The 25099-nt window shown below is 59.9% G+C and carries 23 protein-coding genes; 14 read left to right on the top strand and 9 right to left on the bottom strand.

Annotated elements, in window-relative coordinates:
- Nucleotides 1-74: 74 nt before the first annotated feature.
- Both MTX34_RS17045 and MTX34_RS17040 read right to left on the bottom strand, forming a co-directional pair.
- Nucleotides 75-848 (bottom strand): hypothetical protein, encoded by a 774-nt coding sequence (locus MTX34_RS17045; protein WP_243610176.1) that lies wholly within the window; start codon nucleotides 846-848, stop codon nucleotides 75-77.
- Between the two features lie 56 nt (nucleotides 849-904).
- Nucleotides 905-1780: a helix-turn-helix transcriptional regulator gene (locus tag MTX34_RS17040; RefSeq protein ID WP_243610175.1), complete on the bottom strand. Its 876-nt coding sequence runs from the start codon at nucleotides 1778-1780 to the stop codon at nucleotides 905-907.
- 86 nt (nucleotides 1781-1866) lie between these two features.
- On the opposite strand from MTX34_RS17040, the gene MTX34_RS17035 reads away from it, so the two are divergent.
- A complete protein-coding gene (locus MTX34_RS17035; protein ID WP_243610174.1) occupies nucleotides 1867-2652 on the top strand; it encodes an SDR family NAD(P)-dependent oxidoreductase in 786 nt (261 codons plus the stop codon).
- 150 nt (nucleotides 2653-2802) lie between these two features.
- Nucleotides 2803-3270, top strand: a complete 468-nt coding sequence (locus MTX34_RS17030; protein WP_243610173.1) for a hypothetical protein — start codon at nucleotides 2803-2805, stop codon at nucleotides 3268-3270.
- Here MTX34_RS17030 and MTX34_RS17025 read toward each other — a convergent pair.
- From MTX34_RS17025 to MTX34_RS17010, 4 genes are all read right to left on the bottom strand, one after another.
- Nucleotides 3267-6377 carry a type I restriction endonuclease subunit R gene (locus MTX34_RS17025; RefSeq protein WP_243610172.1) on the bottom strand — a complete coding sequence of 1037 codons (3111 nt, stop codon included), beginning with the start codon at nucleotides 6375-6377 and terminating at the stop codon, nucleotides 3267-3269. The two genes, MTX34_RS17030 and MTX34_RS17025, sit on opposite strands and share 4 nt — an antisense overlap.
- 3 nt (nucleotides 6378-6380) lie before the next feature.
- Nucleotides 6381-7673: a restriction endonuclease subunit S gene (locus tag MTX34_RS17020; RefSeq protein WP_243610171.1), complete on the bottom strand. Its 1293-nt coding sequence runs from the start codon at nucleotides 7671-7673 to the stop codon at nucleotides 6381-6383.
- Complete coding sequence (locus tag MTX34_RS17015) at nucleotides 7670-9640, bottom strand: class I SAM-dependent DNA methyltransferase (RefSeq protein WP_243610170.1); 1971 nt, start codon at nucleotides 9638-9640, stop codon at nucleotides 7670-7672. The genes MTX34_RS17020 and MTX34_RS17015 overlap by 4 nt, the downstream gene beginning before the upstream one ends.
- A 274-nt stretch (nucleotides 9641-9914) precedes the next feature.
- Nucleotides 9915-10211 (bottom strand): hypothetical protein, encoded by a 297-nt coding sequence (locus MTX34_RS17010; RefSeq protein WP_243610169.1) that lies wholly within the window; start codon nucleotides 10209-10211, stop codon nucleotides 9915-9917.
- Nucleotides 10212-10756: 545 nt separating this feature from the next.
- Between MTX34_RS17010 and MTX34_RS17005 the strand changes: the two genes are divergently transcribed.
- Both MTX34_RS17005 and MTX34_RS17000 read left to right on the top strand, forming a co-directional pair.
- Nucleotides 10757-11788, top strand: coding sequence for a ParA family protein (locus tag MTX34_RS17005; protein WP_243610168.1), 1032 nt, complete (start codon nucleotides 10757-10759; stop codon nucleotides 11786-11788).
- A complete protein-coding gene (locus tag MTX34_RS17000) occupies nucleotides 11785-12639 on the top strand; it encodes an SIR2 family protein (protein ID WP_243610167.1) in 855 nt (284 codons plus the stop codon). The genes MTX34_RS17005 and MTX34_RS17000 overlap by 4 nt, the downstream gene beginning before the upstream one ends.
- Here the strand turns inward: MTX34_RS17000 and MTX34_RS16995 are convergent.
- On the bottom strand, nucleotides 12632-13081 hold the full coding sequence (locus MTX34_RS16995) for a hypothetical protein (RefSeq protein ID WP_243610166.1): 450 nt from the start codon (nucleotides 13079-13081) through the stop codon (nucleotides 12632-12634). The genes MTX34_RS17000 and MTX34_RS16995 overlap by 8 nt on opposite strands.
- A 918-nt stretch (nucleotides 13082-13999) precedes the next feature.
- Between MTX34_RS16995 and MTX34_RS16990 the strand changes: the two genes are divergently transcribed.
- A complete protein-coding gene (locus MTX34_RS16990; protein WP_243610165.1) occupies nucleotides 14000-14494 on the top strand; it encodes a DUF4190 domain-containing protein in 495 nt (164 codons plus the stop codon).
- 321 nt (nucleotides 14495-14815) lie between these two features.
- On the opposite strand, the gene MTX34_RS16985 is transcribed toward MTX34_RS16990, so the two are convergent.
- Entirely contained in the window at nucleotides 14816-15508 is a 693-nt protein-coding gene (locus tag MTX34_RS16985) for an SDR family oxidoreductase (protein WP_243610164.1), read from the bottom strand.
- 90 nt (nucleotides 15509-15598) lie between these two features.
- Here MTX34_RS16985 and MTX34_RS16980 point away from each other — a divergent pair, with 90 nt between their 5' ends.
- Nucleotides 15599-16432, top strand: coding sequence for a LysR family transcriptional regulator (locus MTX34_RS16980; protein ID WP_243610163.1), 834 nt, complete (start codon nucleotides 15599-15601; stop codon nucleotides 16430-16432).
- Between the two features lie 512 nt (nucleotides 16433-16944).
- On the opposite strand, the gene MTX34_RS16975 is transcribed toward MTX34_RS16980, so the two are convergent.
- Nucleotides 16945-17721 (bottom strand): IclR family transcriptional regulator, encoded by a 777-nt coding sequence (locus MTX34_RS16975; RefSeq protein WP_243610162.1) that lies wholly within the window; start codon nucleotides 17719-17721, stop codon nucleotides 16945-16947.
- 123 nt (nucleotides 17722-17844) lie between these two features.
- Between MTX34_RS16975 and MTX34_RS16970 the strand changes: the two genes are divergently transcribed.
- Genes MTX34_RS16970 through MTX34_RS25770 form a run of 8 tightly spaced genes read left to right on the top strand, consistent with a single transcriptional unit; the run spans nucleotide 17845 to nucleotide 25081 of the window.
- A complete protein-coding gene (locus MTX34_RS16970; protein WP_243610161.1) occupies nucleotides 17845-18831 on the top strand; it encodes a tripartite tricarboxylate transporter substrate binding protein in 987 nt (328 codons plus the stop codon).
- Nucleotides 18828-19340, top strand: a complete 513-nt coding sequence (locus MTX34_RS16965) for a tripartite tricarboxylate transporter TctB family protein (RefSeq protein ID WP_243610160.1) — start codon at nucleotides 18828-18830, stop codon at nucleotides 19338-19340. Before MTX34_RS16970 ends, MTX34_RS16965 begins: the two co-directional genes overlap by 4 nt.
- A complete protein-coding gene (locus tag MTX34_RS16960; RefSeq protein ID WP_243610159.1) occupies nucleotides 19337-20845 on the top strand; it encodes a tripartite tricarboxylate transporter permease in 1509 nt (502 codons plus the stop codon). Before MTX34_RS16965 ends, MTX34_RS16960 begins: the two co-directional genes overlap by 4 nt.
- A complete protein-coding gene (locus MTX34_RS16955) occupies nucleotides 20838-21602 on the top strand; it encodes an SDR family NAD(P)-dependent oxidoreductase (RefSeq protein ID WP_279393410.1) in 765 nt (254 codons plus the stop codon). The genes MTX34_RS16960 and MTX34_RS16955 overlap by 8 nt, the downstream gene beginning before the upstream one ends.
- A 30-nt stretch (nucleotides 21603-21632) precedes the next feature.
- Nucleotides 21633-22463, top strand: coding sequence for a transketolase (locus MTX34_RS16950; protein WP_243610157.1), 831 nt, complete (start codon nucleotides 21633-21635; stop codon nucleotides 22461-22463).
- Nucleotides 22456-23442 (top strand): transketolase family protein, encoded by a 987-nt coding sequence (locus MTX34_RS16945; protein WP_243610156.1) that lies wholly within the window; start codon nucleotides 22456-22458, stop codon nucleotides 23440-23442. Before MTX34_RS16950 ends, MTX34_RS16945 begins: the two co-directional genes overlap by 8 nt.
- On the top strand, nucleotides 23430-24551 hold the full coding sequence (locus MTX34_RS16940; protein WP_243610155.1) for an iron-containing alcohol dehydrogenase: 1122 nt from the start codon (nucleotides 23430-23432) through the stop codon (nucleotides 24549-24551). Before MTX34_RS16945 ends, MTX34_RS16940 begins: the two co-directional genes overlap by 13 nt.
- Nucleotides 24548-25081, top strand: a complete 534-nt coding sequence (locus MTX34_RS25770; RefSeq protein ID WP_308198543.1) for a 2,4'-dihydroxyacetophenone dioxygenase family protein — start codon at nucleotides 24548-24550, stop codon at nucleotides 25079-25081. The genes MTX34_RS16940 and MTX34_RS25770 overlap by 4 nt, the downstream gene beginning before the upstream one ends.
- The last annotated feature ends 18 nt before the right edge of the window (nucleotides 25082-25099 follow it).

Here is a 25099-nt window from a genome sequence, read left to right as displayed (position 1 = left end):
CATGGCCGCTTGCCGTCGGGGGCGTCGTCACGAGCGGGCTCAAGTCGGTCTCAGGTGCGTCGGTACTCGACCGTTCAGAACAATGTGGGCGCGGTGTAGCGGCCGTGTCGGGCTTCGTTCAGTCGGGCGCTCCAGCGCTGCACGAGCCACATTTCGACGAGTTCGGGGCTGGTACCGATGTCGGTGGCCCATGCGGTGATGAGTTCGACGTAGCGGTCGTAACGACGACGAGTGAAGCCGGTGACCGACGGATCTTCGAGCCACCCTTCGTGGATGAGTGTCGAGACTCCGTATTGGTCGATCAGCTGCGCCGGGCCGCCGTGGACCGACGCCTTCACGGCCCACAGGAACGTGGCCATCAAGGACATTCCCACACCAGGGGCATCAGGCCAGCCGGACCAGGTCGAGTTCGGATGGTCGGGCACTACGCGATTGCGGACGCAACTGTCGAGCACGGCGAGAGTCTTCGCGACGGGATTCTCGTCGGGACGGCTGAGGTGCGGGTTCATGACATCCGGGAATCGCCGCATCGCTCTGCGGTGCCGATGGCTGCCCTGCCAGGCCGCACAGAGAAACAGCAGTCCGAGCGAATCATGTTCGCCTACAGCTAGATCGGTGCCGATTCGCAGATCGTTGCGCTGCACGGTGGCACCGCCGTATTCGACGATTTCGCCATCGAGGTTGCGGCCGCGCAGTCGAAAATCATGACCTGCTCGGTCGAGGTGTCCGTTCCACCAATCCAGGTCCACCTCCACGCCGTCGTCGAGGACATGCAGGTCGTAGCTGCGGTGCTGACACCACTGCACACAGGCCGTGGGAGGCGGGAACCCCTCGTCGAGTCGTGACATACCGCCATCGAAGCATCGGGTACCGACAGTTCGACGCTGCCGTCACCCGGACAAGGTCACTCGGTGCGGGTCCCGGCTGGTTCGTCGCGGTGATCAGTTCCCTGCGGTCCGATCATTGCCAGTAGCGCTAACTTGTCGGCATCAGGGGTGCCGAGAGCAGCGGTATACAGGATCAGGTGCTGGTCGAGTTCGATAAGTTTCAGCGAATCGCAGTCCACCGTGATCTCTCCAACGGGGGTGTTCCGAAAGGTCTTTCGCAGGGCGGGGGAGACTGCGACGTCGTGTCGTTCCCACAGTCGAGCGAAGTCGGGGCTGCCGTCGAGGAGTTCCGCGACGAGGTCGGACACGGTCTCGTCCGTGGGATACCGGGTCAGTGCGGTGCGGAGTTCGTTGACCACGCTGTGGCGGAAGTGGACGTCGTCGGAAATGCCGTAGAGCCGCTCGCTCGGCTGCTCGGTGCCGAGAAAAGCTTTGCGGGCAAGGTTGCGATCACGAGGGGTCAGGGCACCGAAATCTTCCATGAGCGCTGCGGCGAGATCGTTCCAGGCGAGAACCTCGAACGCGGCCGACATGACGATGCCGGCGGTCTGCGGTAACCGTTCCAGGAGCGTGAGAATGCTGGGCCGAACATCGCGCCGATGCACACCTGACCTCGCAGGCGCGGTGCCCGCCAGCGCGTGCAGATGGTCGGACTCGGTGTCGTCGAGGTACAGGGCGGCCGCGATGCCTGCCAGCACCTCTGCCGACGGGCGTGGTGCGCGGCCTTGTTCGAGGCGCACGTAGTACTCCGTCGAAATATGCGCGAGCACGGCAACTTCTTCGCGGCGAAGACCCGGGGTCCGGCGGCGAGGGCCTGACGGTAGACCGACATCCTGCGGTTGAAGCTTTTCGCGGCGACTCCGGAGAAACGCCCCGAGTTCCTGCTTGTCCATGAGTTCGATTGTGCACCGAGTCGAGCGTCGGACCCTAGTACCGTTTGTGCCTGTATCCGGTGTCGATGCGCCTCGATGCTTGCACCATGACCATCGAAACAACTTCCAGTACAGCCGGCCTCCTGTCCGGCAAAGTCATGTTCATCACCGGTGCAAGCCGAGGAATCGGTGCCGCTGCGGCTCAACTATTCTCGGCTGAGGGAGCTGCGGTTGTGCTCGCCGCCCGCAACATCGATGCTCTCGATCAGCTCGTGACGAGAATCCGAACGGCCGGGGGTACCGCCGACGCGGTCTCCATGGACCTTGCTGACTCCGACAGCATCCGTGCCGCCGTCGCCCGCGTCGAGCAGCTGCACGGACGACTCGACGGGGCGTTCAACAATGGTGGCGTCAACCAGCAGCAGATAGGTCCCCTCGACACCACCACCGAAGACGACCTCGACGAGCAGTTCACCGTCAACTTCCGCGCCCACTGGACCGCGATGAATGCCGAAGCCGCCCTTATGCGTCGGAGTGCAGGCGGTGCCATCGTGAACACCTCGAGCATCGGCAGCCGCCGTGCCGTTCCGCCGCTTCCTGCGTACGGGGCGATGAAGCGGGCGCTCAACAGCATCACCGAAACCGCCGCGGTCACCTGGGCCCCTGAGGCAATCCGTGTCAACGGTCTGATGCCCGGAGGAACTGCAACAGAAATGATGGACGAATGGGAGGCGAAGACACCCGGTGTCATTGCAGCCAGTAGCGCTGCGTCACCGATGAGTCGCATGGCGGAGGCCCGCGAAGTTGCCGAGGCCGCCGCGTGGCTCCTCAGTGACAGGGCTTCCGCGGTGACCGGGGCGATCGTGCCCGTCGACTGCGGTTCGGGGGCCTGAACCTGATCCTCACGTTCGTGCCTTCCTGAGACCAACCTTCCCAGGCTCGAGCTGACGGTGAATCGGAGTTGGGTCATGTCCCTGCGCTCTGTCGGCACCATATGGAACTGTGGGGTCTGGTTAGCCATCAGAACGAACAGGGGAGTGCCGGTGCCCGTTGCCGACAATGCTGTCGACAGGCCACTCGTCGATGTGGTGATCGACGCGGACAATGAGCTGTCCGATGAGGTCAAGTACTTCGTTCTTGCAGCCCTCGAAGGGTGGACGTCATTGCAGGAGCTGCTCGACGGCATCTCGACCCCGCACGTTCCCGAGTCATCGGCCGACAGGACTGTCGAAGAGCCGGTCGACGCGTTTCTGACGTCCATCGGTGTGGCCGGCTTCCGGGGTATCGGTCCGGAGGCAATACTCGAATTACACCCGGCCTCGGGCATCACCGTCGTCAGCGGTGGACGCAATCGGTCGGGCATGCTGCTGGGCAACCAGACTTTAAAGCGAGATACCTCCGTTTACTGGGGACATGCCAGGACGACACGACTCGACCCGTACGGCGCGGGCCAATTTAAACTCCCCACTGCTCTCCCCGGGTTAAGCGAAAAGCGTAGCGATTTCGACTAAGTAACTTTCTGGAGCGCTCGATAGATTCCAGGTAGCAGCTCGTCGAGCAACGTCCGAGAAATGGTTTCGCTAGACAGGATCTGCCCCGAAAGGTCCTCAGACGCTTTCATGGCTTCGATCACGGCTCCGGTAAAGACCCAGCTGATATCGGGGCTTGCCGAGAACTGTGCAAGTGAATTCGCCTGAGCCTGTTCTCGAAGCGTCTCGTTCCCTGTCAGTTTGTCTCGGATGTGGGTGACAACCGCGCGAGTATCCGCCTGAGTATGCTCTCCTGAGAATAGGTCATTAATTTTAGTTATCACCTCCTCGATCCGCACCAGTTCGGGGTCGCGTACCGTGCCGCTGCCGGCCTCACGCATCGGATCGACCGTGGCCTCCCCCGTGAGCTTGGCTTTGGCCGTGGCTTGCTTGTGCTGATCGATGTAGTCGAATTGGACTGTCGACAGGTCGATTTCGTGGTTGATCTGCTCGCTTGTGATCGTCGGGGCCAAATGCTTGAGGAACCGCGAACGGGCTTCGAGCTGCGGGTCCTCGTAGTCGACGATCTGGGACAGGAAATCGTAGAGCTTGATGTAGGTCGAGACGTCCTTGCGGAACATGTCCAGCTCATCGCGTGCAGTCTGATCGTTGTCGGTGACAGCCAGGGTCTCGCCGTCACGGAAGCGTTGTCGAGCCGGGGTGATCCACCGGGTCAGGGCGTTGTTGCCCTTATTCGCCACGAAGGCGTCCGCAAAGCCGGTGACTTCGCTGTCGGTGTAGATCGCGGCCATGTCCAGTTTGCTGGCCAGTGTGTGAATGATGTTCGGGTCGGTCACGCCCGAAAGAGTGGTGGCCTCGTAGTACGGCTCGAAGGCGTCGACGATGTCCCTGGGATCGTTGGCGAAGTCCAGAACAAACGTCTGATCCTTCTTCGGCGGCAGGGTCCGGTTTAACCGGGAAAGTGTCTGCACCGCCGCCACACCGGAGAGTTTCTTGTCCACGTACATCGCCACCAGTAAAGGCTGGTCGAACCCGGTCTGAAACTTGTTGGCCACCAACATCACCTGGTAGTCGTCGGTGTCGAAAGCATCGCGCAGATCCCTGCCTTCGAGCCCCGGGTTCATCGAGGTTTCGGTCAGCTTGTCCGGCCCCGAGTCGGGGTCGATGACCTCCCCCGAAAATGCGACCAATGCGGCGACGTCGGTGTAACCGTGCTCGGCGACGTACTTGTCGAACGCGACCTTGTACCGCACAGCAGCTTTGCGGGAGGAGGTGACCACCATCGCCTTCGCCTTGCCGTCGAGCCGCCAGGCGATGTTGGCCCGGAAGTGCTCGACGATGATCTGCACCTTCTGAGAGATGTTCGTCGGGTGCAGCTTGACCCAGTTCATCACCGACGTGATGGCCGCAGACTTGTCCACCAGATTCTGATCCGCCGGCCCGTCGGTTTTCACCGCTACGGTCCCGCCGGTGCGGTCGGTATCGCTCTCGTAGGCCCGGCCGTTGTGGGTAAGACGGAACGCCGTTTTGTACGGGGTGTAATTGGACAGTACATCGAGGATGAAGCCCTCCTCGATGGCCTGCTGCATCGAGTACAGATGAAACGGGGCCGGTAGCCCGTCCGGGCCGGGGCGCCCGAAGAGCTCCAGGGTCTTGCCTTTCGGGGTGGCCGTGAACGCAAAGAACGAGACGTTCGGGGTCGATGCCCGGGCAGTCATCTGCGCCGCCAGGATGTCCTGCGTATCGAAACTGCCGCCGTCGTCGAGCTCCGCCTGTTCTCCCGGCGAAAGCACGTCCTTGAGCCGCTTCGAGGCCTCCCCTGCCTGCGAGGAGTGTGCCTCGTCGGCGATGATCGCGAACGAGCGCGACGCCAGTTCGGCGCGGTCGGCGATCGCCTCCAAGGCGTGTGGGAACGTTTGGATGGTGACGATGATGATCGGTGTCCGTGCCGCAAGGGCATCAGCGAGCAACTTCGATTTCGAGCCGCCGAGCCCGTCGATGTGAGCGACGACGCCATGCACCTTGTCGATCTGCTTGATCGCCTCCTGCAGCTGGGAGTCGAGGACAGTGCGGTCGGTCACGACGATGACCGAGTCGAACACCTTCTCATCTTCGGCGTTGTGCAGCCCCGAAAGGCGATGCGCCAACCACGAAATGGAGTTGGTCTTTCCGGACCCGGCCGAATGCTGGATCAGGTATTTGTGGCCGGGTCCCTCGGCGCGAGCGGCTTTGACGAGAAGGGTGACGACTTCCCACTGGTGATACCGAGGGAAGAGCATCGTCTTCTTCCGTGACTTCTTTCCCGTGATCGGGTCCACGCTGTCGCGGATTTCGAGGTGCATGAACCGTCCGAGGATGTCCAGCCATGTGTCGCGCTGCAGGATCGTCTCCCAGAGGTACGCAGTGGGAGAGCCTTCGGGGTTGGCTGGGTTGCCCCTGTGGTGACTGTTGCCGCGGTTGAACGGCAGGAAGACCGTGCCGGGCCCGGCCAGCTTGGTGGTCATCTCTACCTCGCTGTTGGAAACCGCGAAGTGCACCAACGCACGTGATCCGAAGGCCAGCAGCGGCTCGCCCTTCGGGAGCCTGTTGTTCTTGTACTGCAGGACCGCGTCGGTGATGTTCTGCGTGAAATCGGTTTTCAATTCCGCCGTGGCGACAGGTAATCCATTGACGAAGAACACCAGATCGATGCTGTTGTTAGAGCTCCTTGAGTAGTGCACCTGCCGAATCACCCGCAGCCGCACCTTTTTGTACTTCTCGGCGGTGGTATTGTTCAAAGTTGTGTTCGGCGCGAACTGACACATCGAGTACTTGGCATTGATGTGCTTGAATCCCCGCCGCAGCACCGACAGGGTGCCGCCGTCCTTCGCGGGATCGGCGTCGAGTGTCCTTGCCAGCGCCTGCAACACACCGTGTTTGGCAGTTTTCAATGACGAACCCGTCAGATCTGGTTTGAGATGTTTGGCCAGTTGCTCGGGTTGGGTGTCGGCTAGCCAACCGAACACGTCTTCGGGGAACAACGCCAACTCTCGGTCGTAACCGGAGTCGCTGGTCGAGTACAACCAGCCGTGGGCAGCCAAGTGCTCGCAGATCTCCCGCTCGAACTCGATCTCGTTGTGCTGAGCCATAACCTATGCAGCCTCTCGAACATCAATCTTGCCGGTCACCGCAGCAGTAATCAGCGCTGAACGATATTCGCGCAGCGTTGAGACAACTTCCGCTGACTTCCTGGTAAGCAGGTCGATCCGTGCTGTCGCAGCACAGAGGTACGCAACAATTCTTCGTTGCTCGTCAACGGGTGGAACTGGAATGCGAAGTTTTCGCAGAGCAGCGCACGTGAGTCCGCCTTTAGTGCTTCCGTTTTCCTCGCTGACGTCTCTGAGCACTCGATAGGCCGAGACCAGCACATTGTGCAGATACTCTGAATCTAGAGAAGATCCAGTAGGAGTCAGGTACGCAAGATGCTGATTGATCGTGGCCGGAGTTCTAAGGATCGAGGCCATCCCTCGCGTTTTACCCTGGCCAGTCAATCCAACCAAAACCGAGTCTGCCGAGACTAGAGGCAGATGACACTCAGTGCGTGCCTTAGCGGTTACGAACTGATCTGCATCGGTAATTTCATCACGGTTCACATGGCTGCTGTTGAGCCATGGCACGGTGCCGCTCGTCCAGAAATCAACCCTCTCTCGCGAGGGAGTCGCACCATTGCCCACAGCCGCGTGCATGCCGAGCTGTGGTGCAGTCCAATGCGCGGGGATGCTACCCAGCCATGCAGCGCCGGAGCCAATCGTCTCGACTTCGGAGTTAAGGCCTTTGGTGACCGCGTGTGTGATGGTGGCGGTGCGGTCTTCGCGCAGGGTAGTGATCAGCTGGTTCTGCTTGTCGATCAGTGCATCAATCTTGGCGGTCTCCCGGTCCAGGAAGTCCGCGATGTTCTCTTGCTCCGCCGCGGTAGGTATTGCCAACCTGATCATCTTCATCGCTGAGTATCGCGTCGACCAAAGATCGGCAACTATTCCAGAACCGAACCTGTAGTACTCCTCCTGAAAAGCCGCGCTTCGGAGTAGGTGGTGAGCAAACCGGCCCGATATTGCTCTGGGCTTGAGAACAGTCGAGATGACGGACACGCTCCCATCGCGGACGGCCAGCCCCGCCGACCCTTTACGATCCGACCGGCTGTTGATGACAAAGTCCCCAGCCCGCACAAGCTTGCGATTCTCGCCATTGTCGGTTTTCGCAGCAGTGTCAAGCTGAGCGACGATACCTGACATGGTGACGGACAACGGCTCGTAGTCCTGGTCACTTACTGTCGTCTTACGTTCCGCGAATTGACTCCCGAGTCGTCGCAATGACCAGTGCGCAGGAACTTCCCCCAGCCACGCCACACCCGACTCCTTGTAATCGGCGTACACGGGCCAGTTCATTGCCCGACCTCGGCGAGCATTTCGGTGATGTCTTTGACGAGAATCTCCAGGTCGGCTTTGATTTCAGTCAGGTCCCGCGGCGGAATGTAGCGATAGAAGTGGCGGGTGAAGGGAATTTCGTAGCCAATTTTCGTCTTGTCGTGGTCGATCCACGCATCAGGTACGTGTGGCAGGACTTCGCGGGCAAAGTACTCGTCGATGTCTTCGGTGAGCGGCACGTTTTCGGTGTCACGCAGCGCCGGGTCGGGTTCGGGGTTTCCCTTGGAGTCGGCGCAGGCCACCGCGTTGTCATCGCGCTCGCCGACTGTCGACCAGATCGCCTTGACCAGAGCCGCAGCAGGTTTGGTGATCCCGCTTTTGCGTAACGCGTTCTTCAGTTCGTCGACGAAGCCATCGCGGTCGTTCCACTCCCAACCGATCAGGCCGGTCAATGCACTGCGGATCGCAGCCTGCTCCCCCGCCTTGAGCTTTTCGATTGGCTTCTGGGCGAGGACCTCGTCAACCTTGTCCGCGGTGAGCTCGAACCGCAGTTGTAAGGGTCGCTCGACTGTGATGGTCGAGTAGCCGAAGTCCTCACCGTTGAACACCTTCGACCGCGACGGCTCATCAGCGCTACCAGGGTCGTCGACCTGGTCGATATACAGCTGGGCGATGGTCATGATGTCTTCGGGCCGGAGCTCTTTGCGCTTGGAGCCCAGGGATTTGCGCATCTTCGCGAACATGGTCGACCCGTCGATCAGCTGGACTTTGCTCCTGCGGTCGGCGGGTTTGTTGTTGTCGAGGATCCAGATGTAGGTGCTGATGCCGGTGTTGTAGAACATGTCGACCGGCAGCGCCACGATCGTATCGAGCAGGTCGTTCTCGATGATCCAGCGGCGGATGTTCGATTCGCCCGATCCGGCTCCGCCGGTGAACAGTGGGGATCCGTTGAGCACCATCGCCAATCGGCTGCCTCCATCACGTGGGGCGCGCATCTTCGAGATCAGGTGCATCAGGAACAGGAGCGATCCGTCGGAGACCCTGGGTAGGCCCGGCCCGAATCGTCCGGCGTGTCCCCGCTTGTCGTGTTCGTCGGTTACTGCTTCTTGCGCAGATTTCCATTCGACGCCGAAGGGCGGGTTGGAGAGTAGGTAGTCGAATGTGTTTCCCGAGTATCGATCGTCGGTGAGGGTGTTGCCGAGGTAGATGTTGTCGATGTCTTGGCCCTTGATGATCATGTCGGACTTGCACATCGCATAGGAGCGAGCGTTGATCTCCTGGCCGTACATCACGAGGCGGGCCTTGGGGTTCATATCGTGAAGGTGCTCGTCAGCGACAGAGAGCATGCCGCCGGTACCGGCGGCAGGGTCGTAGATGGTCCGGACGATGCCGGCTTTGGTGAGTACTTCGTCGTCGTTCTGGAAGAGCAATTCGACCATCAGCCGGATCACCTCACGTGGGGTGAAGTGGTCACCGGCCTGGGCGTTGTTGGACTCCGCGAACTTGCGGATCAGCTCCTCGAAAATGTAGCCCATATCGTGGGCGGAGACCGCGTTGGGATGCAGGTCAACGTTCGCGAACTCTTTGACGATCAGGAACAGGAGGTTTCTTTTGTCCAGGTCCGCAATCAACGCGTCCATGCCGAAACCGTCGAAGACGTCGCCGACGTTCGAGGAGAACCCTGCGATGTAGTCGACCAGGTTGTCGGCCAACCCCTCTGGGTCTGCGGCTAGCTTTGCGAAGTCCCACTTGGAGGTGTTGTAAAACGAGTAACCCGATTTCGCGGTCAAGAAGGGTTTGAGCGCAACACTCGAATGCTTGCGTTTCTCGAATTCGGCGAGGACCGCGGCTTTGGTGGGGTCGAGGACGCAATCGAGGCGGCGCAGGATGGTCAGCGGCAGGATCACATCCCCGTACTGGTTCGGTTGGAACGGTCCGCGCATCAAGTTCGCGATGTTCCAGATCAGGGCTGCGTTTGTCTTGTCCATCAGTGGTGCGGTCTCCTCGATGAGTGCGTTTGCACTGAAAGTTACCCTCACGTGGGTTCATGGGCGGGGAGGTGTCGAGCCGCGAGGCGTCAGTCGAGGGGGTGAGCGTGGTCCTCGGTCGGTGTGACGTTCACAAAGGAGGTTGAGGCGTCCGACTCGGCGTTTCTGCGGGCCAAGGTCGGCAGCGCGGCAGCCGGAGATAAGCGGCGCGACGACTTAGGACCCGGGCACCCAGCAGAGCCGACCATGGCTCTCGGTAATTCACAAGGTTTGGTCACTTTGCGGTTTGCGCTGCTCGCTGGGCTGCCTTCCGCTCGCGTGCAACGGGCGTTGATTCGGTCCGGCGCGTCGCCGCTGTGGGGTCTGTTAGGCCGAGCTTTTGCAGCCGCACGCGCAGTGTTCCGAGGGACAGGGACGACGCTTCCATAAGTTCCGGCCAGGTGTAGCCCTCCTTGTAAGTCTTGTTAAGCGCCTTGTTGATGTCCTCGTCGATGGCGTCGAGCTCGGCGCGCAGCGCACGCCGCCGAGCTCCGAGTTCGGTCAGAGCGTTGATGTTCTTGCGGGTTGCCATGTTGTGGAGGGTAGCGGGTCTGCTACTACCATGCAATCTATGTTATGGGTCAATAGTACGTGCGTCCACTTCGCAGGGTGGTTTGTGAGCGGACTTGGCTTGAATCCCTGTTGGCGCTCATCAGGGCGCGGGGCTGAGACCGGTAAAGGATCCCTAATCATTATGAGACCAGTGGTTTCATGGGCAAACTAGGACTTGGAAATCTCGACGCATCGGGTCGTTACCTTGCGAGACGCCTCAGCCTAGATCTCGCAGTACAGTGAATGGATATGTTTGGGCCGCTTAACAGCTCTGACAAAAGTCTAGCGACCAGCTTCCAGGTTGTTTGCGCGGATGCCTTGGTTCTTACAAGTGTCGTTGCCTGACTGCGAGAAGTAACTAACGATGTGAAAGTCTGATCTGGCAGTTCGTCGTGGCTCATTATTTTTGCAGGTTCCAAGTGAAGAAGTTGCCGCGGACAGGGCCGTGCTCCTCAAGCTCTGTTGATAAGGTAGCGTGACGTATCATCGCTCGGCGCGAGCGACTCGGTAGGGAGGATGCCTAAGATGAAGTCGATCGCATTTTTTAATAATAAAGGTGGCGTCGGAAAAACCACTCTGGCAGTCAACATGGCGTACTATCTCTCTACTAAACGATCCGCTCGCGTATTGTTCGTAGACTGTGACCCGCAGTGTAATTCGACCCAAATCCTGCTTTCGGAGTCTGAATGGGGTGATATCTACTCTAACTCAAGCCATGCTAATGATCGGACAATTCTGAAGACAATTCACCAATTGCGAATTGGAAACTCCGAGATCGACAAGAATATTCCAGTAATTCGGAGTAAAAACTTTAAAGTCGATGTTTTGGCCGGCCATCCTTTTCTTTCTCTCCTCGAAGACATCCTGAGCGAATCGTGGACCTCCTTCGCGGGCGGAAACTATGGTGCAGCAGTTAGGTCGCATTGGGCTTCTCAGCTCGTAGACTCGGCAAACTATGATTTTGTTATATTTGATGTCGGACCAAGTCTCGGCGCACTTAACCGCTCTGTCCTTATTGGATCTGATGTCTTCATCACGCCAGTTTCGCCAGATCTATTCAGCTTGTACTCATTTGATAATCTAAAAACTTGGTTCACGAATTGGAGCAAGACCTATTCTCGTGGTGTGGCGGCAACGCTAAGCGAAAATCCCGATCTCGAATCCGGGCGCATACAAATGTGGGAGCATCCTGGGGTACGGGCGGTATTCGCGGGTTACACAACCCAGGAGTATCTAACAAGATCCACGGAGGGCAAAGCCCGGACAGTGCAAGCTTATGACTTGTATAAGAAGCAGATTCCTGAACGGGCCCAACTTCTCGCCAAAAGTCTAGGTACCGAAATTGCAGATTACGATCTCGGTGTGGTGCCTTATATGTTCTCAATGGTGCCTTTAGCGCAGACTGCGCATGCTCCGATTTTTGGCCTCACTTCATCGGATGGACTGACTGGAGCGCAGTTTAGTCAGCAAAAAAGATATTCAGTGAGGTTGGCTGCGATAGGCGACAGGCTCCTGGAGAATCTTGCTTCGATCGAAGGGCATGGACGTTCTCTATGAATTCAATGGCATGGCCCAAAGACCTGGTGCAGCAGGTTGGTAGCTCGAATGTAGTACTTTTTGTCGGTGCCGGGGCGTCAATGTCTAGTGAAAATGGGCAAGGCGCACGCCCGTTAGACTGGCAGAAGCTACTGCAGTCGTTGGCCGCTGAGATCTGCTCAACGGATGAGCTAGCGTCTGCAGTCAACCCACTGATAGGGGAGGGAAAGTATCTTGAGGCTGCCGAACATATTTCTTATATAGCAAAGCGCGACGGAAATGGAAATCACTATCGTGATACCATCGCAAACCTCTGTGACGGTCCGCCGGGTGATCAATTTCAGCCCTCTGGGCTGCATGCCGCTCTAATTGATTTAGCGCCCCCCGTGATAGTTACCACCAATTTTGACCATATTCTTGAGCGCGCTGTGGTGGGCGGCTATGATCCTATCCAATTCTATGAACCTGGAATTGACAACGCAATACGGCAGGGTAAAAATATTATTTTAAAGCTACATGGATCGGTAAAGCAAGGATCCAAAATTGTGTTGACAGAGAGTGAATATGTGTCAATGCGGCGGGACGGGGTTCTCGCGCTCGATGTCCTACAGTCGCTGCTCTTGACTCGAATGGCGCTATTTGTTGGATACAGCGTAAATGATCCAGATCTAAGGCTAATATTGTCGTCTCTTTTTGGAGTGCACGGGCGCAGTCCAGGGCACGTCATCGTTACCGACGGTGAAATTCCAGCGTACAAGCGCTATCTTTTCACTGAGGTCTATGGACTTAATGCGGTGAGTTATCCTCGTGGCGAGCATGAGAAGCTGGCCGAAGGTATTCAAGACCTTGCCATGTTAGCGCATGCTAAGTGACGCGAAGTGGAGTGCGCGGTAATCGGTGTTTGTACGCAGTGTGCGTACGAAGCACTGTCCTTTGGTCAGTGAAGTTTCTGATCACGCCTTTCGCTTCCGAGTGGAGGGTGTGGAGATTAACCTGATTCCGGCGGTTCAGATAAGAGTCTGCGATAGGTGACCGTCGGCCGAGTGCGTTGAGAAGCCGAACGCCGGGCAGACGGTCAGGCAGGCTTTTGGGAATGTTGACGCCTGCCCCAAGAAACAGTGCGACGTCACCGTTTGCAACGAGCTCGGCCAGCCGGCGGGCTTCATCACGCCCTTCGTTCGATGCGGCCTTGCGTATGGACTGCAACGCAGCGTAGTCGGCTGCATTCTCGACCACGAACACGACGTCGAAGTCCGAATGCGCGACAAACGCCATCGCCGTCGAATGCAGAGCGCGGATCACCTCCTCGGACACCCGTATATCCATCCTGACCCACGCCCAAAGCGGGAAGAGCAACGAGGGGACGAACCCGACCGTCACCGAGGCTGTTCAATGCGAGATCGGCCGCGATTCTGCCGAACGCGGCCGTGAGACCGTCGACCACCAGTCGACCGATCTGTGCCCGTCGTGAGCCGCATTCAGCAGCCACGCGGGGCCGTGATTCGAGGCGGTGGGCAAGAGCCGTGCTCGATCGTTTGTCGCACCATCCGGGGCCGTGCGGTTTGTGACGCCGAGAACTGAGAACCACGCTTCGCGGGGGCGAAAGCTCGAGCTGGTGGGCACGATGACGGCATCACACGCGATGGACTGGAGAAGACCACGAACCACGAACACATGTCTGGACAGCGTGCTCGTTGTGGGCTGGTCGGCAACCGGTGTGGTGACGTGGCTCGTTGTGCAGATTGATACGGGCAGAGTGAAGGTACCAATGAGGAAGCGAGATACGTAGACACTGAATTCAATTGGCGATCAGCGGTTCTGGCTCGGCTCGCTCACGTGACGGTTCGATCGCGGACTACAAGCATCGGGAGCGGTCGTCCGTTCACGGCGTGCCTTCGGTGTGGGCTTTCTCCGCCGAGGACCGCACACGAGCAAAAGGGAAGTAGGCGAGATGGATGCTGCCTGCCTGGCGACGGCCTCGACGTGCGGCACAAGAACAACCAAGCATTTTTCCTAGTGCTTTACTTCGAGCCAGCAAGTGGGCCGCCAGATCAGTGCGCTGGTTGAGTGCAATTCATACCATCCGTTGGACGGGCGACGGATTTCGACGACGATCGCATCGTTCGCTGGCACCTGGACGCGACGTACACCTCGTCCAGAGTCGGTCGCGTGCCTAGCCGAGATTTGTTTCGTCGAACGCAGTAACGAACTTCGGGATTCTATCGATGTGACATGAGTTACTACGAAAGGGCAACGATGACGAATCCGGAATACCCGGCTGGCTCTAACGAGGGCGGGCAGAACTACGACCCAAACATGTACTCACAGGCTCAGCCTCCTGGATATGGGCAACCGCAGCAGGGATACAACCAAGGGTATGCACCGCAGCAACCCGTCAATCCGGAGAAGAACGGCCTCGGTCTGGCATCGCTCATCCTGGCGGTCGTGGGACTGGTCTTCGGCATCATTCCCTTCACCGGTTTCATCTGCCTGATCCTGGGGATTATTGGTCTTGCGCTCGGTTTTGCGGGACTCTCCAGGGTGCGAAAGAACAAAGCTACCAACAAGAAGACGTCGATCTCAGGCATCGTTGTGTCTATTCTTGCGATCGCCCTCGGGATCTGGGGCATCACGATTGTATTCGGAGCTGTCGACGATTTGGACAGTGGTTTGGATTGCCTCGGGAACGCTGAGACTTCGTCGCAAATCGAGGCGTGCTCCGAGTAGCAGTACGGCACTCCATGAAGCGGCAAGCGCCGGTGTAGTTCGGCGCTTGCCTGGGCGGCGGTCGCTTCGCTGCATTGGGGGGTACCCATACGGCGCACTTACTCGAATAAGCGTTTCAGGCGCAGCAGCGGAATGGGTTTAGGTCTACCTGCGCGCGGGACAAAGCCGTGCCCGCGCAGCAACTCTGCGACGGTCGAGGGTGCATAAATGGAGTCGAAGAGGTGTCTCCTGCCGCCGGATCGGAGGAGTCGGATGTCGTCGATACTGTCTGCTCCGGTGCACATCGCCGCGATCACGGTGATCAGATCGGCACCGAGAGTCTCACCAGGCCACCGATCCGGCGTCGTCGAAGAATCCGCCCCGCGGGCCATCGTCGGGCAGGGTGGCGAGCTTCAGTGCGATGCGCGCACCCTCCTCCGGCGTGCGTGTGGATGCGAATCCGGTGAAATCCGTTGCCACGTAACCTGGGCAGCATGCGTTCACGATCACCGTAGTGTCCGCGAGCTGCCGTGCGTACTGCACGGTCATCGCGTTCACCATGGTCTTGGATGGAGCATATGCCGCCATTATCGGGCCGGTCTGTAGCGCGAGCGAGCCCATGTTGCTCGAGACATTGACAATGCGTGGCGAGGCCGACCGGAGAAGCGTCGGGAGTAGTGCGTTCGTCACTCGGATGACTCCGAAAACGTTCGTATCCAACGTAGTCCGCAAGACGTCGATATCAAGCGTCGTCGGATTCTGTTGGTAGCCGCCGGAAATGCCTGCGTTGTTCACCAGTATGTCCAGGTCGCTGATGGAGTCCGCCGCGGCCGCAACGCTGTCGTCCGACGTGACATCGAGGGGGACTCCGAAGGCATCGATGCCCGCAGCGCGAAGCTTGTCGACCGCGTCCTGTCGTCGTGCATCGTTGCGGGCCCCGACTCCTACTCTGATTCCCTGCAGTCCGAGTCCGTGTGCGATAGCAAAGCCGATCCCTTTGTTGGCACCGGTGACGAGCGCGGTCTTTGTTGTCATGCGGTCCATGGTCGGCGTCGAGCGCAGGTGCGTCCAATACCGATCGACCAACCAGTGATACTCAACGGGTATCACAGCTACGCTGTTCGAGTGGACAATCTCGAAACACGCGAACTCCAGTACTTCATCGCCGTTGCCGAGGAGCTGCACTTCGGACGCGCAGCGCAGCGCCTGGGGATCGCCCAGCCACCGCTCTCGCGAGCGATAAGCAGGATGGAGCGTCGACTCGGCGTCGCCCTCCTGGATCGGAATCGTCGCGGAGTCTCACTCACTGCTGCCGGTGCCGTGCTCCTGAGGGACGCTGCGACGGCGCTCGACGCGGTCGCTGCGGCAGCGCAGCGAGCACGAGCGGCCGGTGCCAGAGTCAAGCTGGTGACCAAAGCCGGTGCGTCGCACGAGCTCCTACGCCGCGTTCTCGAAGCGCACCCCGCTGACGTGGAAGTCATGTTGTGTGAAGTCGGTGAGCAGGCCGAATATCTTCGTCGCGGTGATGCCGACGTGGCGTTGATGCATCGCCCCGTCGATGACCTCGTCGGATTCGACTCCGAGGACCTCCTCGCCGAGGGGCAGGTCGCGATCGTTCCGCGTGATCACCCCTTGGCCGCGAAAGACGAACTGGCCATGGACGATATCCGTGACGTCCCGGATCTACCGATGGCCCGGTGGCCGCAGCTCGACGGCACCTATCCGAAGGGGCCCGGGCCTGAGGTGCGCGGTCAAGCGCAGATCGCCCAGCTGGTCGCGCTGGGTCAGGCGCTGCTGGTGATTCCAGCATCGAGTCGCGCGTGGCAGTGGCCCGAGCATGTGGCCGTGCCTGTCGTTGACGCGCCGATGATCACGACGGTCATTGCGTGGCCGGCCGAAGTCCGATCGCCGGCGGTATCGGCGTTGGTCCGGTCGGCCGTCGGTGCTGGGTTCGAGTGACGGGCCGGAGCGCTCTTGGCGTGGCCCGACCCACTGCGATTACCGACCGGGTCACCAGTCGTAATCGGTCATCGAATGTCTCGTCGATCATTGGGAGCCGCACAAGCAAGTGATGGGTTTTCGTAGATTGTCGATGATGAACGCAAAGAGAAGCCTCTGAGTTCTTTAGTGCGCCCCAAGGGGACTCTGCGGCCCATGGCATCACTACCGCACTCACACCCCAGGGGGAGCGAATCCGATTACTGCGCAACGCTACTTGCGGAGGACTTGGTCCCTGCAGCAAAACTAGCCAACTGCGCCGTATCGAACGCAGGCAACGGAAAGTCGAAAGCTTCATGAGGGCCGTCTACTGGGAATGGATGTAAAAGACGCCTTCCCCTCCGCTGAAGCCCGCAAGGTGGCCTCGCGGGACTGGATTCATCAAGACATGCACCCCCGACACCGCGTCGGCAATGACGGCGAGTCACGCATGCAGCGACCCATCGTCCATGTTCACCGCGGAGGGCAGCAACCTAGCCGACGTACCCCATGCGTTTCGAAATCTCGAGAGCGGCTTGTAGGAGTCCGCTGCTCAGTTCGGCCTCACGCGTAACCAAGTTCTCAACCATGGCACCAATGCTGATTGCGCCGACCGCAACACTGCGATCGTTGAAGATTGGGGCACCGAACGCTCCGACGCCATGAGTCACGTCTTCCATGCTGCGGGAGTAACCACGAGTACGTGTCTCGAGAAGTGTTCGGCGCAAGGTCGTTTCATCCAGAATCTGGCCGGTGGGCGTCACGCATTGCCCGTCGCTCAGGACGCGGGGTAGGAATTCGTCCTCGCGGTGAGCAAGCAGGGCGACCGGACCGCCCCCAACGAACAGGGGCAGGGAACGGCCGACGTCGAGAACCATGATGTGAATCGGAGTCTTGCCCTCGATCCGTTCCAAACACACCGCACGCGGACCGTCGGGCACCACCAGGTACACATCCTCACCGTGGTGAGACGCCAGCTCGGACAGAACGTGACTCGCCTCGTTGCGCAGTTGCAAACCGTTGACGGCAGTGCTGCCCAACCGAAACACCGTCAGCGTCAGTCGGTATTTGTCGGACGAGCGTTCGAGCCACCCGGCCAGCTCCATCGTCGACAGGAGTCGGTGTGTGGTGGTCCGTGTATACCCGCCTCGTTCGACAAGTGTGCTGAGGCTCAGTTCGTTTGCGTCGCCGAACAACTCCAGCAGTGCCAACGCTTTGGCCACAGACGCCACATGATTCTTCGGATCGATTCGCCCAGCTTCGGCAGGCATGCCATCCCCCTTCTCGATACAAGCTTCATCTTGACAGCTTCTATGACACAGACCACACTAAACCGTATTCCGGATGATACATCCGGATTCCGGAATGACAAAGTTGTCGTAAGAGGAGCCCCGATGAGCAAACGACCCAGCATCCGGTCGGCCGGCCTGGCGGCAGTCGCCGCATCTGCGTTGACGCTGACCTCATGTGGCGCAGAAGCGCAGCAGGACAGTGATTTTCCATCGCAGACCATCGAAGTTGTGATCGGATTCGATGCGGGAGGATCGACGGACGTCAATACGCGCGCACTCGCATCCGCGGCCGAAGACACTTGCGGGACAAGCATCATCATCAGCAACCAACCGGGCGGTTCAGGGGCCATTGCCCTGCAATCGGTTCGTGGAGCAGAGCCGGACGGCTACACCCTCGGCACCACGCCCACCGAGATCAGCGCGCTCGATCACATGGGACTGAGCGACGTGACGCATGAAGACCTCGCGCCCATCATTCGCTTTATCGTTGATCCTCACGGATTCTTTGTTCGGCAAGGATCGCCGTACACCTCGGTGCAAGACGTCATCACAGCGGCCAGGAACGGCGAGCGTATCCGCGTCGCCACTTCCGGCCCGGCCAGCCCGTATGCGATCACTTTCCAAGACGTCGCCAGAGCGGAGAACGTGCAGGGCCAGCTCGTCAACGTCCCCTTCAGCGGTGACGCAGCGGCCATCCCCGCCGCTTTGAGCGGCGAGGTCGACCTACTCGTATCCAATGCGTCGAACGTCCTCGGCCAAGTCGAAAGCGGCGACTTAGTTGCGCTGGCCCTTGCCTCCGACGAGCGAATCGACGCTATGCCCGACGCGCCGACCCTGACCGAGGAAGGAATCGACGTCGAAGGCGGATCCATTTACGGTCTGGCAGCACCCGCCGGAACTCCCGAAGACGTCGTGGCGACGCTGAGCGACTGCTTCGGTGAGGCGTTCGAATCTGCTGAATTCCAGGAGTTCCTGGAACGGCAGGGCAGTAACGCCTCCTACATGGACGCCACTGAATTCGATGGCTACCTCGCGGACGAGTACGAGCGTTACGGCAGCCTGATCGACGAACTTGGTCTGGGCAAGTGACAAGTCCAACCGGCGACGCGGAGGTCCTTGGTAAGGACCCCGCTGAGGTCGACGCGCTTCACTCTCCGGGTTCACCGGTAGCGCCGCTGCTCACCCTTGCGCTGGGGATCGCCGTTATCATCAGTGCGCGAACGCTTCCCGAGCCTGGACTGAGCTCGGACCCCGGTCCGGGCGCGCTGCCTCAACTTGTAGGGATCGGGCTTGTCATCTTCTCAGTGTTCCTGCTGTGGCACCGTGACGCACACGAACGCTTACCCCGAGGGGGCGGGGCAGTTCGCGTTGTAGCGACCCTCGTGTTCGCCCTTGCCTACATCCTGTCGCTTCGTTCACTTGGATTCCTGGTCGCTACCACTCTGTTTCTCATGGCCGAGATGGCTCTCATCGGGATCCGCCGGCCTCTGGTCGTGCTCCCCATGGCTGTCCTGATGAGCGTCGGCGTGTACGTGCTGTTCCGCTACGGGCTCGAGGTACCTCTCCCCGCCACACGCATCGGGAGCGTCACACTGTGAGCGGGTGGAGCGACGGGTTCGTCGCGATCGCGTCGTGGGACGTCTTGATCATGATTCCCCTTGGAGTGCTGCTGGGTATCGCGATCGGTGCCGTGCCGGGGTTGTCGGCCACCGTAGGAATGGCGTTGTTCCTTCCTTTCGCGTTCAGCCTCGATCCGCTCACCGGGTTGGTACTCCTTTTGGGCATCTACAACGGCGCGTGCTACTCCGGCGCGATACCCGCAGTATTGATCCGAACCCCAGGGACCCCTTCTTCGGCGGCAACGACGCTCGACGGCTACCCAATGGGGCAGACGGGCCGAGCTGGGCAAGCGTTGACGATTTCTCTGGTGGCGAGCGTCATCGGCGGGCTCGTCGGGACAATCCTGCTCGCGCTGTTCGCACCGGTGTTGGCCGACTATGCCCTCAACTTCGGTTCCGGCGAGTATTTCGCTATAGCGGTATTGGCTCTCACCATCATCGCCTCGATCAGCGGCGAAGCGCCCATCTCGAAGGGGTTCGTCAGCGCCCTTCTCGGGCTTCTCATCGTTTTCATCGGATTTGACCCGATTGCCGGTTTCCCACGATTTTCCTTCGGGAGCACGCAGCTTTCTGGGGGGATCGAGATCATCCCGCTCCTCGTCGGCATATTCGGCGTCGCCGAAGCGCTGAACCAGTTGGAGCGAATGCGTGGGACGAAAACTCGCAAGCAGTCGATCGGCTCGTTCGGACTGGGCAAAGGTTGGCTCAAACGCCTGGGTCCCACTGTCGGAGGGTCCACAGGTATTGGTTTCGTCACCGGGCTTCTTCCTGGTGTCGGCGGGGACGTCGGCGGCTTCATGGCGTACAACGAGACAAAGCGTTTCGCTAAGGACTCGTCGCAGTTCGGTAAGGGCGACCCTCGCGGTGTTGCCGCGGCCGAGTCCGCGAACAACGCCAGCAACATGGGTTCGCTCGTGCCCACCTTCGCGCTCGGCATTCCGGGTAACACCCAAGCCGCAGTCCTGCTGGGGGCGCTCATTATTGCAGGCGTACAACCGGGGCCCGGATTATTCGAGAGCAATCCGGAGTTGATCTACGGGTCATTCGTTGCCATGACCCTGGCTTACGTGTGTCTGCTTGTCATCGGCCTGGCTGGAATCAAACTGTGGGTCCGAGTCATACAGATTCCACCGGGATACCTGTGGCCTCTTGTCATCGTGTTTTCAGTCGTCGGATCGTACGCGGTGCGCACCAACGTGTTCGACGTGATCGTCATGCTTGCAGCCGGACTGCTCGGCTACTTGCTCACCAAGGGCGGCTATCCGGTTGCCCCGCTCCTGATCGCGGTGATCGTCGGTCCGCTTGCCGAGGAGAACTTCCGCAGGTCGATGATCAACAGCGACGGCAGTTTGAGTTGGATGCTGCAGCCACTCACGGCCGCCATCCTGGCCCTGGCGCTCGCGTCCATCGTGTACTCCCTCGTTCGGCAACGCCGAGCAGCCAACTCACGACCGAAAGTAGCTGCCGGTGACCTCCATGCCTAGACACGTCCTCATAACCGGTTCGGCTCAGGGCCTTGGTCTCGCCATGGCCGAGTCTTTCTTGACCGGCGACTACCGAGTCATGCTCTCGGACGTTGCCGAGGACGCCGTCCGAGCCGCCGGTATCAGCCTCCGCAAAAAATTCGGCGACGAGGCTGTCGACTGGACCACAGCTGATGTCACCGACGACCGTGCAGTAGCGAAGATGGCCGCTGCCACCGCGGAGTGGGGCGGCGGGAGGCTGGATGTTCTTGTGAACAACGCAGGCCTCATTACGCGCAGTGCCACTCAGGAACTCAGCACCGAGCGATGGCTCGCGGTACTCGATGTCAATCTTGGCGGCACGTTCCGATGCTCCCGTGTTTTGCACGGCCTGTTGCAGGCATCCGACGCGCCGTCGGTGATCAATCTCGGATCCCTGGGTTCGAGCCTCGGCATGCCGCAACGCGCGGCATACAACGCTGCGAAGACTGGAATCATCGGGCTGACACGCACACTCGCTGCCGAATGGGGTCCAGATGGAATACGTGTGAACGCTATCGCCCCAGGATTTATCGAAACCGCGATGATGCGTTCGGGTTTCGAGAACGGACTCTTGGACGAAGAGCTCATGACGCGTCGGATACCTATGCGCCGCCTCGGTAATCCCGACGAAATCGCAAGCGTCGCTGTGTTCCTGGCATCACCGGCGGCCTCGTACATCAACGGTGCCTGCATACCCGTCGATGGCGGAACCATCATTGATGGCACCTTCTACTGATCCAAATCAACAGAAATGAGCTTAGTTGTCATGACCACTGAAATCGCAACCAAATCTGTGGCGGAGCTGGAGGACACAGCGTATTCGCTGCGCCGCCGAATGCTCCGCATGGCCGCAGACAAAGGCGAGGGGTACATCGCGCAGGGCCTGGGCATCGCCGACTTACTTGCTGCGGTCTATTTCCGTGAACTTCGATTCGACCCACAGCAGCTGGATGATCCTGCGCGGGATCGTTTTCTCCTGTCGACAGGCCATTACTCGATAGCGTTGTACGCGGTGTTGGCCGAGATCGGCGTGCTCGACGAGGAAGATCTCGCGACCTACGCCTTGAACGGCAGCGAACTTCCCATGAGCACATTCGACGAGACGCCTGGCGTTGAGATCACCAGCGGGTCACTCGGCCACGGACTGGGTCAGGGCGTCGGTATGGCATTGGGCCTGCGATTGGACGGCTCCTCCGCACGCGTTCTCGTGGAACTGTCAGACGGTGAACTCCAAGAAGGATCGACCTGGGAATCAGCAATGGCTGCCGGTGGATTTGAGCTCGACAACCTGTGGGCCTTCGTCGACTGCAACGGCATTCAGGCCGACGGTGCGTTGGTGATGCCGATCGAACCGGTTGCCGACAAGTGGAAGGCTTTCGGGTGGTCCGCACGAGAAGTCAATGGCAACGACATGGCGGCTCTGGTCACCGCGATCGACGAATTACGCGAATGCAGCGGACCGAAAGTCGTGGTCCTGCGAACGACTCCGGGGCACGGGGTACCCACCCTCGTCGCCCGCGAACGCGCGCACTTCGTTCGCGTCGCACAAGACGAATGGACCAATTTGATGGACGAGCTGGAGGAGAACCATGGTTGAGCTGAAAGGCCGCAGCGGAGGCATGGGAGAAGTGGCCGACGTGGTCGGCCCGTACGAGGTGGCGCCGTTCGGCAACACACTGGCGGAGCTCGGTGCCACTAATTCCGACATCGTCGGCATCACGGCCGACATGGGTCGATACAGCGACATCCTCCCCTTCAAAGACGCGTTCCCGGACAGGTACTTCAATGCCGGAATGGCGGAACAGAACACCATTATGATCGCGGCGGGGCTCGCCAAAGTAGGAAAGGTTTCGTTCGCGGCAACGTACGCGGCATTCCTCACCCGCCGTGCGTTGGACTTCATGGCCGTTGCATGCGCGCACAGCAAAGCCAACGTCAAAGTCATGGGCGGTGCCCCAGGGCTGGTCAACCCATACGGCGGCACCCACCAGGCATTGGAAGACCTCGCCGTCATGCGGTCGATACCTGACATCACGGTCATCGACCCCTGCGATGCGGTCGAGCTCCGGCAAGTCGTAACCGCTGCGGCGTCGACGCCCGGCACCTTCTACATCCGGAACCTGCGCGGAAAGGTGCCTGTAGTCCTCGACGGGAACTACGAGTTCGAGATCGGGAAGGCCAAGGTTCTGCGTCGGGGCAGTGACGTGGGTATTGTCAGCACCGGCTTCATGACCGCTCGCGCGCTCGACGCCGCACGTCTGGCCGAAACTCAGGGTGTCAGCGTCGGTGTATTGCACGTTCCGACCATCAAACCTTTCGACGTCGAGGGCGTGGTCGAATTCGCGTCCGAGGTGCCCCGCCTGATAACCGTCGAGAATCACTTGCGTACTGGCGGGCTCGGCACTCTCGTTCTCGAGAGCCTCTACGACTCCGGCATCGACCACCGACCCGTGGTACGCATCGGCTTGCAGGACCGCTTCCACCCGTGCGGTTCGCAAACGTACCTCGATGCAATGTTCGGCCTCGACGTCGATGCGATCACTGAAGCCGCTGTGACCGGGAGGTGGGAGCACTGAGCGCTGCGGCACCTATCCCTCCGGCGCTGCGCACGTTTGTTGCCCCGACGCGGTACGTCCAAGGCCCGGGTGCATTGGACAAAGTCGGAAATCTAGTCGCGCTACGTCGAAGCCGCGCATACCTGCTAGTCGACATGCAGTTGGCCGACACGATCGGCGTCCGGCTTGCAGCATCGCTGAATGAAGCTGGGGTCGCGACCTTGATGAAAAGCGTCGACGGCGAGGTGACGTGGTCGAATATCGATACGCTTACCAAGCATGCTCGCTCGCACTCGCCGGACGTAATAGTTGCCGCGGGCGGCGGCAAGGTCCTCGACCAGGGAAAAGGTATTGCGCGCACGCTCGACGTGCCGATCGTGACCGTACCGACGATCGCGTCGAATGACGGTCCCACCTCCCGCGTCATCGCCTTGTACGACGAACAACATCAACTCGTCGATACGCCTCATATGCAGGCGAACCCAGAGTTGGTCGTGGTGGACACGACAGTTATCGCAGCCGCACCCATCCGCTTCCTTCTCTCCGGAATCGGTGATGCTCTGGCGAAGAAGTTCGAAGCCGAGGCATGCGCGCGCGCTGCGGGCCTGAACTCGCACCGCCAGCGCGCACTCGCACTGCCGGCATTCATTGCTGACGGATGTTTCGACGAGTTGGTAACACACGGAGCGGATGCTGTGTCTGGTTCGCCGGATGCTGTGGAGCGGGTGGTCGAGGCGTGTGTACTGATGTCGGGGATGGCATTCGAGAACGGTGGACTGTCCATGGCGCACGCCATGACTCGCGGGCTCATGGCGTGCCCAGGTTCGGACGCCCACTTGCACGGCTTTCACGTTGCGTACGGCCTCCTCGTGCAACTTGCACACGAGGATCACGCATCCTATGCGGCGGTACGGCAATACGTGGCCGCGATCGGTTTGCCGTGTTCGCTTACCCAGCTCGACACCGAGCCCTCCGATGCGAACAGGCGCGTCCTCGCGCAATCGGTACTCGATTCGCCGCACCGGGCAAACTGCGACCCCTATCCGTCGCTCGCCTCTTTGATGGTGGCCATCGACAAAGTCGAGGTAGACGCAAGCACTGATTTGAACGCCAACGGAAGGACCGCATGATGGCTGGACCGAAACAAGGTGTTGTAGAGCCTTTCCGAGGTGATCAACCACGCGGAATGGTCGACGACTTGGTAGTCCCACAAGTGCTCGACCTTGAAAACACAGATGAGCGCCTCTGGGTTCCGCAGGCTGAGCAGGTAAGTTTTCGCCCTCTTCTACTGTCCGTTACACAGGGGTACTTCGTGAATCTGTTGCGTGTCAGGCGCAGTGGAGTGCTGTCACGACATCGCCACGCGGGCCCCGTTCATGCTTTCCCATTAAAGGGCAGGTGGCACTACCTGGAGCACGACTGGGTCGCGGACACAAATGGCTACGCTTTCGAGCCGCCCGGAGAAACACACACCCTCGTGGTGCCCGAAGATGTCGACGAGATGGTCACCCTGTTTCACGTGACCGGTACATACGTGTACGTCGACCCTGAAGGCAATGCAGTGGGATACGAAGACGTCTTCACCAAACTCGAAGCAGCACGAAACCACTACGCGGAGGTCGGCCTCGGGGTGGAGTACGTCGACCAATTTGTTCGCTGAGTGTTGGGCCCACCTCCT

This window comes from Rhodococcus sp. ARC_M5 (assembly GCF_022810405.1).
Classification (GTDB): domain Bacteria; phylum Actinomycetota; class Actinomycetes; order Mycobacteriales; family Mycobacteriaceae; genus Rhodococcoides; species Rhodococcoides navarretei.
This window is presented reverse-complemented; position numbering and strand designations above follow the sequence as displayed.

What these genes read in the sequence shown, in the direction of transcription:
- MTX34_RS25770 (WP_308198543.1), top strand. Translation starts at nt 24,548, where the DNA reads ATGATGGCTGGACCGAAACAAGGTGTTGTAGAGCCTTTCCGAGGTGAT.
- MTX34_RS17020 (WP_243610171.1), bottom strand. Translation starts at nt 7,673, where the DNA reads ATGAACTGGCCCGTGTACGCCGATTACAAGGAGTCGGGTGTGGCGTGG.
- MTX34_RS17015 (WP_243610170.1), bottom strand. Translation starts at nt 9,640, where the DNA reads ATGGACAAGACAAACGCAGCCCTGATCTGGAACATCGCGAACTTGATG.
- MTX34_RS16970 (WP_243610161.1), top strand. Translation starts at nt 17,845, where the DNA reads ATGAGCAAACGACCCAGCATCCGGTCGGCCGGCCTGGCGGCAGTCGCC.
- MTX34_RS17005 (WP_243610168.1), top strand. Translation starts at nt 10,757, where the DNA reads ATGAAGTCGATCGCATTTTTTAATAATAAAGGTGGCGTCGGAAAAACC.
- MTX34_RS16950 (WP_243610157.1), top strand. Translation starts at nt 21,633, where the DNA reads ATGACCACTGAAATCGCAACCAAATCTGTGGCGGAGCTGGAGGACACA.
- MTX34_RS17045 (WP_243610176.1), bottom strand. Translation starts at nt 848, where the DNA reads ATGTCACGACTCGACGAGGGGTTCCCGCCTCCCACGGCCTGTGTGCAG.
- MTX34_RS17000 (WP_243610167.1), top strand. Translation starts at nt 11,785, where the DNA reads ATGAATTCAATGGCATGGCCCAAAGACCTGGTGCAGCAGGTTGGTAGC.
- MTX34_RS16945 (WP_243610156.1), top strand. Translation starts at nt 22,456, where the DNA reads ATGGTTGAGCTGAAAGGCCGCAGCGGAGGCATGGGAGAAGTGGCCGAC.
- MTX34_RS17035 (WP_243610174.1), top strand. Translation starts at nt 1,867, where the DNA reads ATGACCATCGAAACAACTTCCAGTACAGCCGGCCTCCTGTCCGGCAAA.
- MTX34_RS16990 (WP_243610165.1), top strand. Translation starts at nt 14,000, where the DNA reads ATGAGTTACTACGAAAGGGCAACGATGACGAATCCGGAATACCCGGCT.
- MTX34_RS17025 (WP_243610172.1), bottom strand. Translation starts at nt 6,377, where the DNA reads ATGGCTCAGCACAACGAGATCGAGTTCGAGCGGGAGATCTGCGAGCAC.
- MTX34_RS16985 (WP_243610164.1), bottom strand. Translation starts at nt 15,508, where the DNA reads ATGACAACAAAGACCGCGCTCGTCACCGGTGCCAACAAAGGGATCGGC.
- MTX34_RS17040 (WP_243610175.1), bottom strand. Translation starts at nt 1,780, where the DNA reads ATGGACAAGCAGGAACTCGGGGCGTTTCTCCGGAGTCGCCGCGAAAAG.
- MTX34_RS16955 (WP_279393410.1), top strand. Translation starts at nt 20,838, where the DNA reads ATGCCTAGACACGTCCTCATAACCGGTTCGGCTCAGGGCCTTGGTCTC.
- MTX34_RS16975 (WP_243610162.1), bottom strand. Translation starts at nt 17,721, where the DNA reads ATGCCTGCCGAAGCTGGGCGAATCGATCCGAAGAATCATGTGGCGTCT.
- MTX34_RS17010 (WP_243610169.1), bottom strand. Translation starts at nt 10,211, where the DNA reads ATGGCAACCCGCAAGAACATCAACGCTCTGACCGAACTCGGAGCTCGG.